General features: G+C 72.6%; 11 protein-coding genes. 10 read left to right on the top strand and 1 reads right to left on the bottom strand.

Going from position 1 to position 13,164, the window contains the following annotated elements; all coding sequences use genetic code 11:
* Positions 1-6 precede the first annotated feature (6 nt).
* The 7 genes from ACZ4MU_RS14320 to ACZ4MU_RS14290 all read left to right on the top strand — a co-directional run bounded on the left by ACZ4MU_RS14320 (position 7) and on the right by ACZ4MU_RS14290 (position 8,330).
* On the top strand, positions 7-1,146 hold the full coding sequence (locus ACZ4MU_RS14320; RefSeq protein ID WP_467875390.1) for a uroporphyrinogen-III synthase: 1,140 nt from the start codon (positions 7-9) through the stop codon (positions 1,144-1,146).
* Between the two features lie 133 nt (positions 1,147-1,279).
* Positions 1,280-1,846 (top strand): CGNR zinc finger domain-containing protein, encoded by a 567-nt coding sequence (locus tag ACZ4MU_RS14315; RefSeq protein WP_467875388.1) that lies wholly within the window; start codon positions 1,280-1,282, stop codon positions 1,844-1,846.
* A 139-nt stretch (positions 1,847-1,985) separates the two neighbouring features.
* Positions 1,986-2,549, top strand: coding sequence for a sigma-70 family RNA polymerase sigma factor (locus ACZ4MU_RS14310; protein ID WP_101388525.1), 564 nt, complete (start codon positions 1,986-1,988; stop codon positions 2,547-2,549).
* Positions 2,546-3,304, top strand: a complete 759-nt coding sequence (locus ACZ4MU_RS14305; protein WP_467875386.1) for an anti-sigma factor family protein — start codon at positions 2,546-2,548, stop codon at positions 3,302-3,304. Before ACZ4MU_RS14310 ends, ACZ4MU_RS14305 begins: the two co-directional genes overlap by 4 nt.
* A 95-nt stretch (positions 3,305-3,399) precedes the next feature.
* Positions 3,400-5,802 carry a HelD family protein gene (locus ACZ4MU_RS14300; RefSeq protein ID WP_467875384.1) on the top strand — a complete coding sequence of 801 codons (2,403 nt, stop codon included), beginning with the start codon at positions 3,400-3,402 and terminating at the stop codon, positions 5,800-5,802.
* A 464-nt stretch (positions 5,803-6,266) separates the two neighbouring features.
* Complete coding sequence (locus ACZ4MU_RS14295; RefSeq protein WP_467875381.1) at positions 6,267-7,685, top strand: NAD-dependent malic enzyme; 1,419 nt, start codon at positions 6,267-6,269, stop codon at positions 7,683-7,685.
* Positions 7,686-8,048: 363 nt separating this feature from the next.
* Positions 8,049-8,330: an HU family DNA-binding protein gene (locus ACZ4MU_RS14290; protein WP_015033921.1), complete on the top strand. Its 282-nt coding sequence runs from the start codon at positions 8,049-8,051 to the stop codon at positions 8,328-8,330.
* A gap of 404 nt (positions 8,331-8,734) precedes the next feature.
* Here the strand turns inward: ACZ4MU_RS14290 and murA are convergent, their stop codons facing one another.
* Positions 8,735-10,075: a UDP-N-acetylglucosamine 1-carboxyvinyltransferase gene (gene murA, locus ACZ4MU_RS14285; RefSeq protein WP_358837676.1), complete on the bottom strand. Its 1,341-nt coding sequence runs from the start codon at positions 10,073-10,075 to the stop codon at positions 8,735-8,737.
* A gap of 231 nt (positions 10,076-10,306) precedes the next feature.
* On the opposite strand from murA, the gene ACZ4MU_RS14280 reads away from it, so the two are divergent.
* The 3 genes from ACZ4MU_RS14280 (at position 10,307) to ACZ4MU_RS14270 (ending at position 12,947) form a co-directional block, all read left to right on the top strand.
* Complete coding sequence (locus ACZ4MU_RS14280) at positions 10,307-10,867, top strand: YqgE/AlgH family protein (protein WP_385547048.1); 561 nt, start codon at positions 10,307-10,309, stop codon at positions 10,865-10,867.
* Between the two features lie 30 nt (positions 10,868-10,897).
* The gene (locus ACZ4MU_RS14275; RefSeq protein WP_467875378.1) at positions 10,898-11,194 is read left to right on the top strand and encodes a DUF3039 domain-containing protein; all 297 of its coding nucleotides are present in this window, start codon (positions 10,898-10,900) and stop codon (positions 11,192-11,194) included.
* A 100-nt stretch (positions 11,195-11,294) separates the two neighbouring features.
* On the top strand, positions 11,295-12,947 hold the full coding sequence (locus ACZ4MU_RS14270; RefSeq protein ID WP_467875376.1) for a beta-N-acetylhexosaminidase: 1,653 nt from the start codon (positions 11,295-11,297) through the stop codon (positions 12,945-12,947).
* Positions 12,948-13,164: the final 217 nt, after the last annotated feature.

Genomic DNA, 13,164 nt, shown 5'->3' with positions numbered 1-13,164 from the left:
AGAGCCATGGTCGACACACAGCACGGACCCCTCGCGGGGTTCACGGTCGGAGTCACCGCCGCCCGCCGCGCCGACGAGCTGGGGGCGCTCCTGCAGCGGCGCGGCGCCGCCGTGGTGCAGGCGCCCGCCCTGCGGATCGTGCCGCTCGCCAACGACGGCGAGCTGCTCTCGGCCACCAAGGAGCTGATCGACGAGCCGCCGCACATCGTCGTCGCCACCACCGCCATCGGCTTCCGGGGGTGGGTGGAGGCCGCCGACGGCTGGGGGCTCGGCGAGGCGCTGCTCGCCCGGCTCGGCGCCACCGAACTGCTCGCGCGCGGGCCGAAGGTCAAGGGCGCGATACGGGCGGCCGGGCTCACCGAGAAGTGGTCGCCCTCGTCCGACTCGATGGCCGAGGTCCTGGACCGGCTCCTGGAGCAGGGCGTCGAGGGCCGCCGGATAGCCGTGCAGCTGCACGGGGAGCCGCTGCCCGGCTTCGTGGAGGCGCTGCGGGCCGGCGGGGCCCAGGTCGTCGGCGTCCCCGTCTACCGGTGGCTGCCGCCGGAGGACCTCGGCCCGCTCGACCGGCTGCTCGACCTCACCCTGAGCCGCGGCGTGGACGCGCTCACCTTCACCAGCGCGCCCGCCGCCGCCTCCCTCTTCTCCCGGGCCGAGGAGCGCGGCCAGCTCCCCGAGCTGCTGCGGGCCCTCGACCGGGACGTACTGGCCGCCTGCGTCGGGCCGGTCACCGCGCTGCCGCTCCAGGCGCGCGGGATCAAGACGGTCTCGCCCGAGCGGTTCCGGCTCGGGCCGCTGGTCCAGCTGCTCTGCTGCGAACTGCCCGCCCGGGCGCGGGCCCTGCCGGTCGCCGGGCGCCGGGTGGAGATCCGCGGCCACGCGGTCCTGGTCGACGGCGAGGTGCGGCCCGTCCCGCCCGCCGGGATGTCGCTGCTGCGCGCCCTCGCCCAGCAGCCCGGCTGGGTCGTCTCCCGCGCCGACCTGCTCAGGGCGCTGCCCGGCTCGGGCACCGACGAGCACGCCGTGGAGACCGCGATGACCCGGCTGCGTACCGCGCTGGGCGCCCCCAAGCTCATCCAGACCGTGGTCAAGCGCGGCTACCGGCTGGCCCTCGACCCCGCGGCGGACGCCAAGTACGCGGACGGCTGAGGAGCGGCCGGCACGGGAGCCGCCCCCGGGCGCGGACCGGTCCGGCCGCGCCGGCAGGAGGGCTTCCGGCGCCGCCGCCGGGCGGGCACTCTGGGGGTACGGCACTCACCGGCAACCCCCAAGGCGGTGGCGCATGTTGCGGTTCGACTCCGGGCGGATCTGTCTGGACCTGGTGGCGACCGGGGCGTACGAGAGCGATCAGCTGGACGGCGCCGGGCGGCTCGGACAGTGGCTCGTCGGCGCCGGACTCGTGCCGCCGGGCACCCCCCTCCCGGAGGCGGACGGGCAGTGGCTCGCGCGCTTCACCGAACTGCGCGAGCACATCCGGCAGTTGGTCGACGCCGAGCTCGGCGGGCGCGGCGGGACGGCCACGGCCGCGCTGGAGCGGGTCAATGCCCTGGCCGCCGCGGCACCCCCGGGCGTACGTGCGATCCGCGGCGCCGACGGGCGGCTGGTGCGCAGCCTCAGCGCCGCGCCCGACTGCACCGCGCTGCTCGCCGTGGTCGCCCGGGACGCGGTGGAGCTGCTCACCGACCCGCAGGACCGGTCCCGGCTGCGCCGGTGCGAGGGCGACAACTGCTTCCGGCTCTACCTCGACACCTCGCGAGGGCGCCGCAGGCGCTGGTGCTCCAGCGAGGTGTGCGGCAACCGGGAGCGGGTGGCGCGCCACCGGCGGCGCACGGCGGCCGCCGCTCTGTGAGACCCGGCCGGTCAGCCGGGTCGACGGCCCGCCAAACATTTCTCGCCCGCCGTTTGAATGGTTGCGGACAACCGCCCGTATGGAGAGGTGAGCCGGAACGCGATCCGCGTGCCGGCCGGGTCTCGACCGGGAGGTTCTGGTGCGCAAGGATGCCGCCGTGGCCGATGACCGTCCGCAAGGCGCCCGGCACCGCTCCGTCCCCGACGAGGAGCTGATGCGGGCGCTCTACCGCGAACACGCGGGCCCGCTGCTCGCGTATGTGCTCCGTCTCGTCGCCGGCGACCGTCAGCGGGCCGAGGACGTCGTGCAGGAGACGCTCATCCGTGCCTGGAAGAACGCCGGTCAGCTCAACAGAGCGACCGGTTCGGTCCGCCCCTGGCTGGTGACGGTCGCACGGCGCATCGTCATCGACGGCCACCGCAGCCGGCAGGCCCGGCCGCAGGAGGTCGATCCGTCGCCGCTGGAGGTCATGCCCGCGGAGGACGAGATCGACAAGGCGCTGTGGCTGATGACGCTCTCGGACGCGCTCGACGACCTGACACCCGCGCACCGCGAGGCGCTGGTGGAGACGTACTTCAAAGGACGTACGGTCAATGAAGCGGCCGAAGTGCTGGGTGTGCCGAGCGGGACCGTCAGGTCCCGGGTGTTCTACGCCCTGCGGTCCATGAAACTCGCGTTGGAGGAACGGGGGGTGACGGCATGAGCACACCGGAGTACCAGTCCGAGCACGAGGCGGTCGCCGCGTACGCGCTCGGCATCCTCGACGACGCCGAGGCCACCGCCTTCGAGGCCCATCTGGCGGGCTGCGAGCTGTGCGCGGCCGAGCTCGACCGGCTCGGCGGCCTGGAGCCGCTCCTGGCCACCCTGAAGGAGTTCCCCGGGCCCGCCGCCCGGCCGCTGCGCCCGGCGCCGCCCAGCATGAGCGAACGGCTCATCGACGAGGTGGCGGCGCGCCGGGCCAGGCGCAGGCGCCGCACGACCTACCTGGTGGCGGCGGCCGCCGCGCTGATCGTGGGCGGCCCGGCGATCGCCGTGCTGGCCACCTCCGACGGCGGTACGCACCAGAGCGCGGCCGTCGAGCCGCACCCGACCAGCCCCGCCGAGGACGCCTTCTTCAACCACATGACCCAGAAGGTGGCCGCGACCGACGCCACCACCGGCGTCACCGCGACCGTCGGCACCGAGAGGAAGGGGTGGGGCACCCACACCGTCCTCCAGCTCAAGAACGTGAAGGGCCCGCTCAAGTGCAGCCTCATCGCGGTCGGCCGCGACGGCGCGCAGGAGACCGTGACCACCTGGGCGGTGCCGAAGTGGGGATACGGGATCAAGGACAGCCCGAACAAGGAGGCGGAGTACCCCCTCTATGTGCACGGCGGTACCGCCATGAACCGGGACCAGATTGATCATTTCGAGGTCCGGACCCTCGACGGCAGGGCCCTGGTGGACGTCCCCGCCTGACCGGTGACCGGCCGGGCGGCCGGTCACCGCCTGACAGACCCGCCCCCTTGGCGTACGGTTGACGGCTGCCCAATGCACGTCAGAAGGGGGCCCAGGTGGCCGCGCAGGAAGCCGCTGTCGACTCGGTCAGAGACCGTGAGACCGGAGTCGAACAGGAACACCTGGACAGGGTGTACCGCCGCCTGGAGGAGAAGATCCACGAGGCCGAGTTCCTGATGAACGACGCCGCCCAGCGCGGCCAGGTGGGAACGCCCGGAGCCCTGGCGGAACGGGACGCCCAGGTCTTCCGGGCGGGCATCCACCTCAACCGCCTGAACAACGAGTTCGAGGACTTCCTCTTCGGCCGGATCGACCTCCTCCTCGGCCAGGACGGCAGGAAGGGCCCCGACGGGGCCTACACGGCCGTGGAGCCCGCCGAGGGCGCCGTACGGGAGGACGCGAGCGGGAAGTACGCCGAGATCGCCGAAACGCTCCACATCGGCCGTATCGGCGTCCTGGACGCGGACTACGCGCCGCTGGTCATCGACTGGCGCGCGCCCGCCGCCGCGCCGTTCTACCGCTCCACGCCGGTCGACCCCGGCCGGGTGGTGCGCCGCCGCGTCATCCGCTCCAAGGGCCGCAAGGTCCTCGGTGTCGAGGACGACCTGATGCGCCCGGAGCTCACCGCCACGCTCGACGGCGCCGAGCTGGCCGTGGTCGGCGACGGCGCCCTGATGGCCGCGCTCGGCCAGGCCCGCAGCCACACCATGCGGGACATCGTGGCGTCGATCCAGGCCGAGCAGGACCTGGTGATCCGGGCGCCCGCCGCGTCCGTCACCTATGTGGAGGGCGGCCCCGGCACCGGCAAGACCGCCGTCGCGCTGCACCGCGCCGCGTACCTGCTCTACCAGGACCGCCGCCGGTACGCGGGCGGCATCCTGATCGTCTCCCCGACCCCGCTGCTCGTGGCGTACACCGAGGGCGTGCTGCCCTCGCTCGGCGAGGAGGGCCAGGTGGCGATCCGCGCGGTCGGCAGCCTGGTCGACGGCGCCGAGGCCACGGCGTACGACGAGCCGGCCGTCGCCCGGATCAAGGGTTCCTCCCGGATGCTCCAGGTGCTGCGCAAGGCGGCGCGCGGGGCCCTGGAGACGGCCGACCCCGCGCGGGGCAGGACCCGCCGGGGCAACCCCGCCCGCGACAACGGGCAGCTCGCCCTCGGCGAGGAGGGCGAGGAGACGGCCGCGACGGCCGCCGCGACCCCCACCCGGCTGCGCGTCGTCGCCTTCGGGCGGCGCGTGGAGCTGGAGGCCGAGGAGCTGCGCCGCATCCGGCACGCCGTGCTGTCCGGCACCGCGCCGGTCAACCTGCTGCGCCCGCGCGCCCGCAAGCTGCTCCTGGACGCCCTGTGGAGCAGATCCGGCGCGGCCGGCCGCCACACCGACCCGGAGCTGGCCGCCGAGCTGCGCTCGTCCTTCGACGACGACATCACCTCCGAGGACGCCTTCATCGCGTTCCTGGACGCCTGGTGGCCCGAGCTCACCCCGCGCGGGGTGCTCGCGGCGATGGGCGACGAGCGGCGCCTGGGCCGCTGGGCGCGGCGGGTCCTGACCCCTGGGGAGACCCGGCGCCTGGCCCGTTCCCTCTCCCGGCTCGACGCGAACGGCCAGGGGCCCCTGTCGGTGCACGACGTGGCGCTCCTGGACGAGCTCCAGACGCTGCTCGGCACCCCGGCAAGGCCCAGGAAGAAGCGCGAGTACGACCCGCTGGACGCGCTCACCGGCCTGGAGGAGCTGATGCCGCAGCGCGAGGAGACCCAGCGCGAGCGCGCGGAGCGGCTGGCCCAGGAGCGCACCGAGTACGCCCACGTCATCGTCGACGAGGCGCAGGACCTCACGCCGATGCAGTGGCGCATGGTGGGCCGCCGGGGCCGCACGGCCACCTGGACGGTCGTCGGGGACCCGGCCCAGTCGTCCTGGTCCGACCCGGACGAGGCCGCCGCCGCCCGCGACGAGGCGCTGGGTTCGCGCCCGCGCCGCCGCTTCGAGCTGACCGTGAACTACCGCAACCCGGCGGAGATCGCCGAGCTGGCCGCCCGGGTGCTGGCACTGGCGATGCCGGGGATGAAGTCCCCGGCGGCGGTCCGCTCCACCGGCGTCGAGCCGCGCTTCGCGGTGGCCGGGCCCGATCTCGCCCAGTCGGTGCGGGAGGAGGCGGCCCGGCTGCTGGAGCAGGTCGACGGGACGGTCGGCGTGGTCGTCGCGATGCGGCGGCGCGAGCAGGCGGCGCGCTGGCTGGCGGGTCTGGGCGAGCGCGTGGTGGCGCTCGGCAGCCTGGAGGCGAAGGGCCTGGAGTACGACGCGACGGTGGTGGTCTCCCCGGCGGAGATCGCCGACGAGTCGCCCGCCGGGCTGCGCGTGCTGTACGTGGCGCTCACCCGGGCGACCCAGCAGCTCACCGTGGTCTCGGGCGAGGGCGACGAGCCGGACGCGGACGGGGTGCCGGACCTGCTGCGGGACTGAGGGTGGGGGGCGCCGGGGGCGCCGGGGCCGCCCGGGGATGCCGTGGAGACCGGACGCCGGAAACGCCCGGAATGCCCGGAGCCTTGAAAAATCCGCTGAAGTCAACGCGCGATGGTCGAATCACTTGCCGGAGTGGTTTGTTAGCCTGGTTACGGCACCGGCTCGATCCAAGCCCCCGGGCCCAACCTTAGTCGCTTCGAGCGACCACTTGCCGCGAGGCGAGCATGGCGGGCCGGTGTCTCAGCGTGAGCGACAGGCCCACGTCATCTTCGGATGGCGTGGGCCTGTTGTGCTGTCCGGGGCTTCCGCCGATCGATCATCTCTCGTATGGTGGAAACTGTTTTCCGGAACGTGGGGCCCGTTACCGGCTACCAGCCGGTAGGTGCGAACATCGGATGGCGTTGCCCGGCCACAGTCCGGGTCGGCGTTAGCAACGAAGCTAGGGAAAGCAGAGGAACCCGGTCATGGCAACGGCGCCCAGCGTCTCGTACTCGATGACGGTCAGGCTGGAGGTGCCCGCCAGCGGAACGGCGGTCTCCCAGCTCACCACGGCCGTGGAGTCCTCCGGCGGTTCGGTCACCGGCCTCGACGTGACCGCCTCCGGCCACGAGAAGCTGCGGATCGACGTCACCATCGCGGCCACCTCCACCTCGCACGCCGACGAGATCGTCGGAAAGCTGCGCGGCATCGAGGGCGTCACGCTCGGCAAGGTCTCCGACCGTACGTTCCTGATGCACCTCGGCGGCAAGATCGAGATGGCGTCCAAGCACCCCATCCGCAACCGTGACGACCTCTCGATGATCTACACCCCGGGTGTCGCCCGGGTCTGCATGGCGATCGCCGAGAACCCCGAGGACGCCCGCCGCCTCACCATCAAGCGCAACTCGGTCGCGGTCGTCACCGACGGCTCGGCCGTCCTCGGCCTCGGCAACATCGGCCCCAAGGCCGCGCTGCCGGTCATGGAGGGCAAGGCGGCCCTGTTCAAGCGGTTCGCGGGCATCGACGCCTGGCCGCTCTGCCTGGACACCCAGGACACCGACGAGATCGTCGCGATCGTCAAGGCGATCGCCCCCGGCTTCGCGGGCATCAACCTGGAGGACATCTCCGCCCCCCGCTGCTTCGAGATCGAGGCGCGCCTGCGCGAGGCCCTGGACATCCCGGTCTTCCACGACGACCAGCACGGCACCGCGATCGTGGTGCTGGCCGCGCTGACCAACGCGCTGCGCGTGGTGGGCAAGGGAATCGGGGACGTACGGGTCGTCATGTCCGGCGCGGGCGCGGCCGGTACGGCCATCCTCAAGCTGCTGCTGGCCGCCGGCGTGAAGAACGCGGTCGTCGCCGACATCCAGGGCGTCGTCCACTCGGGCCGCGCGGACCTGAACGGCGCCGGCGCCGGCTCCGACATGGCCGCGCTGCGCTGGATCGCCGAGAACACCAACCCGGAGGGCCTGACGGGCTCGCTGCGCGAGGCCGTGGTCGGCGCGGACGTCTTCATCGGCGTCTCCGCCCCCAACGTCCTCAACGCCGACGACGTGGCCGCGATGGCCGACGGCGCCATCGTCTTCGCGCTCGCGAACCCCGACCCCGAGGTCGACCCGGCCGTCGCGCGGCAGACCGCGACCGTGGTGGCCACCGGCCGCTCGGACTTCCCGAACCAGATCAACAACGTGCTGGTCTTCCCCGGTGTCTTCCGCGGCCTCCTGGACGCCCAGTCGCGTACGGTCAACACGGACATGATGCTGGCCGCCGCGGCGGCGCTCGCCGACGTGGTGACCGAGGACGAGCTCAACCCGAACTACATCATCCCGTCGGTCTTCAACGACAAGGTGGCGGGCGCGGTGGCGGGCGCGGTGCGCACGGCGGCCCAGGCGGCGTCCGCCTGAGCTCCGGCGCGTCGTGGGATGCGGGGCTGTGGGGCCGCCCGTAGGGTGGCGGACCATGAACCGCATCCGCCCCGGCGGTTCCAGCGAGTCTCCAGGGAGTCGACGGAGCGTCACCACGACGGGGGTCTGGCGCTTTTCGTGTGACTCCGAAGGGTGCCGGATTGGCTTTACCGCCACAGGTGGGGGCAGGATGCTCCCCCAAGGACTTCGTCCAGGGGGGACCCCCAGGACGCGAGGTCGTGCACACGGACCCGAGTCCGGGGACTGTCCGAGGCCCCTGGCAGCATCGGCTTCGCTGTACCCAACATGCGGCTTCCGCCGCGTGGCACGCCTCACAGGCAAGAAGAACACGGGAGTAAGAACATGAACCGCAGTGAGCTGGTGGCCGCGCTGGCCGACCGCGCCGAGGTGACCCGCAAGGACGCCGACGCCGTTCTGGCCGCTCTCGCCGAGACGGTCGGCGAGGTCGTCGCCAAGGGCGACGAGAAGGTCACCATCCCCGGCTTCCTGACGTTCGAGCGCACCCACCGTGCCGCTCGTACCGCTCGTAACCCGCAGACCGGCGACCCGATCGACATCCCGGCCGGTTACAGCGTGAAGGTCTCCGCGGGCTCGAAGCTCAAGGAAGCCGCGAAGGGCAAGTAAGCGTCCCGAGGCCGCCTGGCCGAGGACGAGGGCGGCCACCCCCGCGGAGGGGGTGGCCGCCCTTCGTCATGCCCGGGGCCGTCTGCGGGGCGGGGGGCTTTTGGCCGGGGGTTCGTCTGCGGGGCGGTGGTGGGCTGGTCGCGCAGTTCCCCGCGCCCCTTCAGGGCCCGGATTTTGTCTGCGGAGCATGGGTGGCTGAGCGCGCAGTTCCCCGCGCCCCTAAGTACCTAGGGGCGCGGGGAACTGCGCGAGTAACCCGGCACGGTCCGCAGGCGAAAACGGGGGCGGGGCCGGAGGCTCCGCGTTGGAGGGGGGCGGGGCCGGGCGGGGCCCGGAAATGGGGCCGCCCCCTCCCGGCCCCCGGAGGGTTCAGGGAAGGGGCGGGGTGGGGGAGCCCCCCGGGCTCAGCTCAGCGCACCGTTCGGCAGCTCCACCTTCGCCCCGAGCTCCACCAGCTTCTCCATGAAGTTCTCGTAGCCCCGGTTGATCAGATCGATCCCGTGGACCCGCGAGGTCCCCTGCGCCGCCAGCGCCGCGATCAGGTACGAGAACCCGCCCCGCAGGTCCGGGATCACCAGATCCGCGCCCTGGAGCTTCGTGGGCCCGCTCACGACCGCCGAGTGCAGGAAGTTGCGCTGCCCGAAGCGGCAGTCGGAGCCGCCCAGGCACTCCCGGTACAGCTGGATGTGCGCGCCCATCTGGTTCAGCGCCGACGTGAAGCCGAGCCGCGACTCGTACACCGTCTCGTGGACGATCGACAGGCCCGTGGCCTGCGTGAGGGCCACGACCAGCGGCTGCTGCCAGTCGGTCTGGAAGCCGGGGTGGACGTCCGTCTCCAGCGCGATCGACTTCAGCGAGCCGCCCGGGTGCCAGAACCGGATGCCCTCGTCGTCGATCTCGAAGGCGCCGCCGACCTTCCGGTAGGTGTTCAGGAACGTCATCATCGAGCGCTGCTGCGCGCCGCGGACGTAGATGTTGCCCTCGGTCGCCAGCGCGGCGGACGCCCAGGAGGCGGCCTCCAGGCGGTCCGAGAGGGCGCGGTGGGTGTACCCGCCGAGCTTGTCGACACCGGTGATCCGGATCGTCCGGTCCGTGTCCATGGCGATGATCGCGCCCATCTTCTGCAGGACGCAGATGAGGTCCTCGATCTCGGGCTCCACGGCCGCGTTGGAGAGCTCGGTCACACCCTCGGCCAGCACGGCCGTGAGCAGCACCTGCTCGGTCGCGCCCACCGACGGGTACGGCAGCCGGATCTTGGTGCCGCGCAGCCGCTGCGGCGCCTCCAGGTACTGGCCGTCCGCGCGCTTCTCGATCGTCGCGCCGAACTGCCGCAGCACCTCGAAGTGGAAGTCGATCGGCCGGCCGCCGATGTCGCAGCCGCCCAGGCCCGGGATGAAGGCGTGGCCCAGGCGGTGCAGCAGGGGGCCGCAGAGCAGGATCGGGATGCGGGAGGACCCCGCGTGCGCGTCGATGTCGGCGACGTTCGCACTTTCGACGTGCGACGGGTCGAGCACCAGCTCACCCGGCTCCTCACCGGGGCGTACCGTCACGCCGTGCAGCTGCAGCAGGCCGCGTACGACGCGCACGTCACGGATGTCGGGCACATTGCGCAGCCGGCTCGGACCGCTGCCGAGCAGGGCGGCGACCATCGCCTTCGGCACGAGGTTCTTCGCGCCGCGAACGCGGATCTCACCCTCCAGCGGAGTGCCGCCGTGGACAAGCAGTACATCGTCTGTGCCGGTCATGTATCTCGCGTTCCGGAATCGTCGGGCAGGGGGCCAGAGAAAAGGGTAAGGGGCTTCTACCCATGTCCTGTATGGCCAAGGGGGGTTCGCAAGCGTAATGACTTCGCCACAACACGCTCCGCTCAGGCGCGTTCGGCGCAGTGTCACCGGCGGGGCCCGCAGGGCAAGCCGATGCGCCCCATTGCTGCCGTGCGCTCCCCCTCGGGGCCGAAGATGCGGGATCATGTCCGCATGACCGAGGTGTCCTCGCTCACAGGGCGGCTGCTCGTCGCCACCCCCGCCCTCGCGGATCCGAACTTCGACCGCGCGGTGGTGCTGCTCCTCGACCACGACGAGGAGGGCTCGCTCGGCGTGGTCCTGAACCGTCCGACCCCGGTGGGCGTCGGCGACATCCTGGAGCCCTGGGCGTCCCTGGCCGGGGAGCCCGGCGTGGTCTTCCAGGGCGGCCCGGTCTCCCTGGATTCCGCGCTCGGCGTGGCCGTGATCCCCGGCGACGAGGGCCCTCTCGGCTGGCGCCGGGTGTACGGGGCGATCGGCCTGGTCGACCTTGAGGCGCCGCCGGAGCTGCTCGCCGCCGCCCTCGGCTCGCTGCGGATCTTCGCCGGGTACTCGGGCTGGGGCCCGGGCCAGCTGGAGGCCGAGCTGACGGACGGGGCCTGGTACGTGGTGGAGTCCGAACCGGGCGACGTCTCCTCCCCGGAGCCGGAGTCCCTGTGGCGCGCGGTGCTGCGCCGCCAGCGCAGCGAGCTGGCCATGGTGGCGACGTATCCGGACGACCCTTCGCTGAACTGATGCCGCCGCGCTTCAGTAGGCTAGGAACTTATGAGCACTCTTGAGCCCGAGCGCGGGGCAGGTACGGGGACCCTCGTCGAGCCGACGCCGCAGGTGTCGAACGGCGACGGCGACCACGAGCGCTTCGCCCATTACGTCCAGAAGGACAAGATCATGGCGAGCGCGCTCGACGGCACCCCCGTCGTCGCGCTCTGCGGCAAGGTCTGGGTGCCGGGCCGCGACCCGAAGAAGTACCCGGTCTGCCCCATGTGCAAGGAGATCTACGAGTCCATGGGCGCGGGCGGCGACAAGGACAAGGACAAGGGCAAGGGCGGCAAGGACAAGTAGTCCTTCGCGGGCACGGTGACGTGTCCGCGACCAGCCTCCCCTCGCGACCAGCCACCCACCGCCCCGCGGTCGGCGTCGGGCCGGGTCTACCGTGTCCCCCATGGCCATGGATTTCGTGGATCTCGTTCCGGCGCCCCGCTCCGTGGAGCACGGGGAGGGCGCCTTCGTCCTCGGAGAGGCGACCGCGCTCGTCGCCGGCCCCGGCACCGAAGGCGTCGCCCGCTGGCTGCGGTCCACCGTCGGCGTCGCCCTCGGGCGGCCGCTGCCGCCGGGGGAGGCGGGCACCTCGGGCGCCATCGTTCTCCGGGTCGACCCGGACCTCGCCCCCGAGGCGTACCGCCTCGGCGTCTCCCGGAGCGTCGAGATCGTCGGCGGCAGCGCGGCCGGGGTCTTCTGGGGCGCGCAGACGCTGCGTCAGCTGCTCGGCCCCGACGCGTACCGCAGGGCGTGCGCGGACCCGGGCGTCCGGCGCGGCATCACGTGGCAGGTGATCGAGGACGCGCCCCGGTTCGCCTGGCGCGGCGTGATGCTGGATGTTTCACGCCACTTCACGCCCAAGGACGGCGTGCTGCGCCACCTCGATCTGATGGCCGCGCACAAGCTCAACGTCTTCCACTTCCACCTCACCGACGACCAGGGCTGGCGCGTGGAGATCAAGCGCTTCCCCCGGCTCACGGAGGTCGGTGCCTGGCGCTCGCGGACCCAGTACGGCCATCGCGCGTCGCCGTTGTGGAACGAGGCGCCGCACGGCGGCTTCTACACCCAGGACGACATCCGCGAGATCGTCGCGTACGCCGCCGAGCGGCATATCTCGGTGGTTCCGGAAATCGACATCCCGGGCCACTCGCAGGCGGCCATCGCCGCATACCCGGAACTGGGCAACACCGACGTCATCGACACCACCCGCCTCTCCGTCTGGGACACCTGGGGCGTCAGTCCGAACGTACTGGCTCCCACTGACACCACCCTCCGCTTCTACGAGGGCGTGCTGGAGGAGATCCTCGAACTCTTCCCCGCCGCCGCCTCCCCGTTCGTCCACATCGGCGGCGACGAGTGCCCCAAGGACCAGTGGAAGGCGTCCCCGGCCGCGCAGGCCCGCATCCGGGAGCTGGGCCTCGCCGGCGAGGACGAGCTCCAGTCGTGGTTCATCCGCCACTTCGACCGCTGGCTGGCCGAGCGGGGCCGCCGCCTCATCGGCTGGGACGAGATCCTGGAGGGCGGCCTGGCGGCCGGCGCGGCCGTCTCCTCCTGGCGCGGCTACGCGGGCGGCATCGAGGCCGCCCGCGCCGGCCACGACGTGGTCATGTGCCCCGAGCAGCAGGTCTACTTGGACCACCGGCAGGCGGAGGGACCCGACGAGCCGATGCCCATCGGATACGTACGGACCCTGGAGGACGTCTACCGCTTCGAGCCCGTGCCGCCGCAGCTGACCGAAGCCGAGGCGCGGCACGTTCTGGGCACGCAGGCGAACGTCTGGACCGAGGTGATGCAGGACCAGGGGCGCGTGGACTACCAGATGTTCCCCCGGCTCGCGGCGTTCGCGGAGGTGGCGTGGTCGGCGCTGCCCGCCCCCGCCGCGCGCGACTTCACCGGGTTCGAGCGCCGAATGCGCGCGCACTACGCCCGACTTGACGCCCTGGGCGTCGGCTACCGGCCGCCCGGCGGCCCGTTGCCCTGGCAGAAGCGCCCGGCTCCGGAAGGGATGGAGGGCGGTCTCGGACGTCCGATCGACGGGGCGCCCCCGAACGTGTGAGCCGAGGAGCAAGACGGTGACCGGCGGCCCGTGATCCTGGAACGGTGATCGGTGACGGTCCCGTGCGGATAAGACGTACAACCGTCGTGAATCCGGACCATTCCCCTGGTCGGGGACGGAACTGCCCTTCGCGGACCCTCGCGTCGGGCGGCTCGGAAGATGTGCCAGAGTTGCCACGTCCGGGCTGTGAGCACGTACCGTACGGCCAACGCGCAGC

This window comes from Streptomyces sp. NPDC026377 (assembly GCF_055567715.1).
This window is presented reverse-complemented; position numbering and strand designations above follow the sequence as displayed.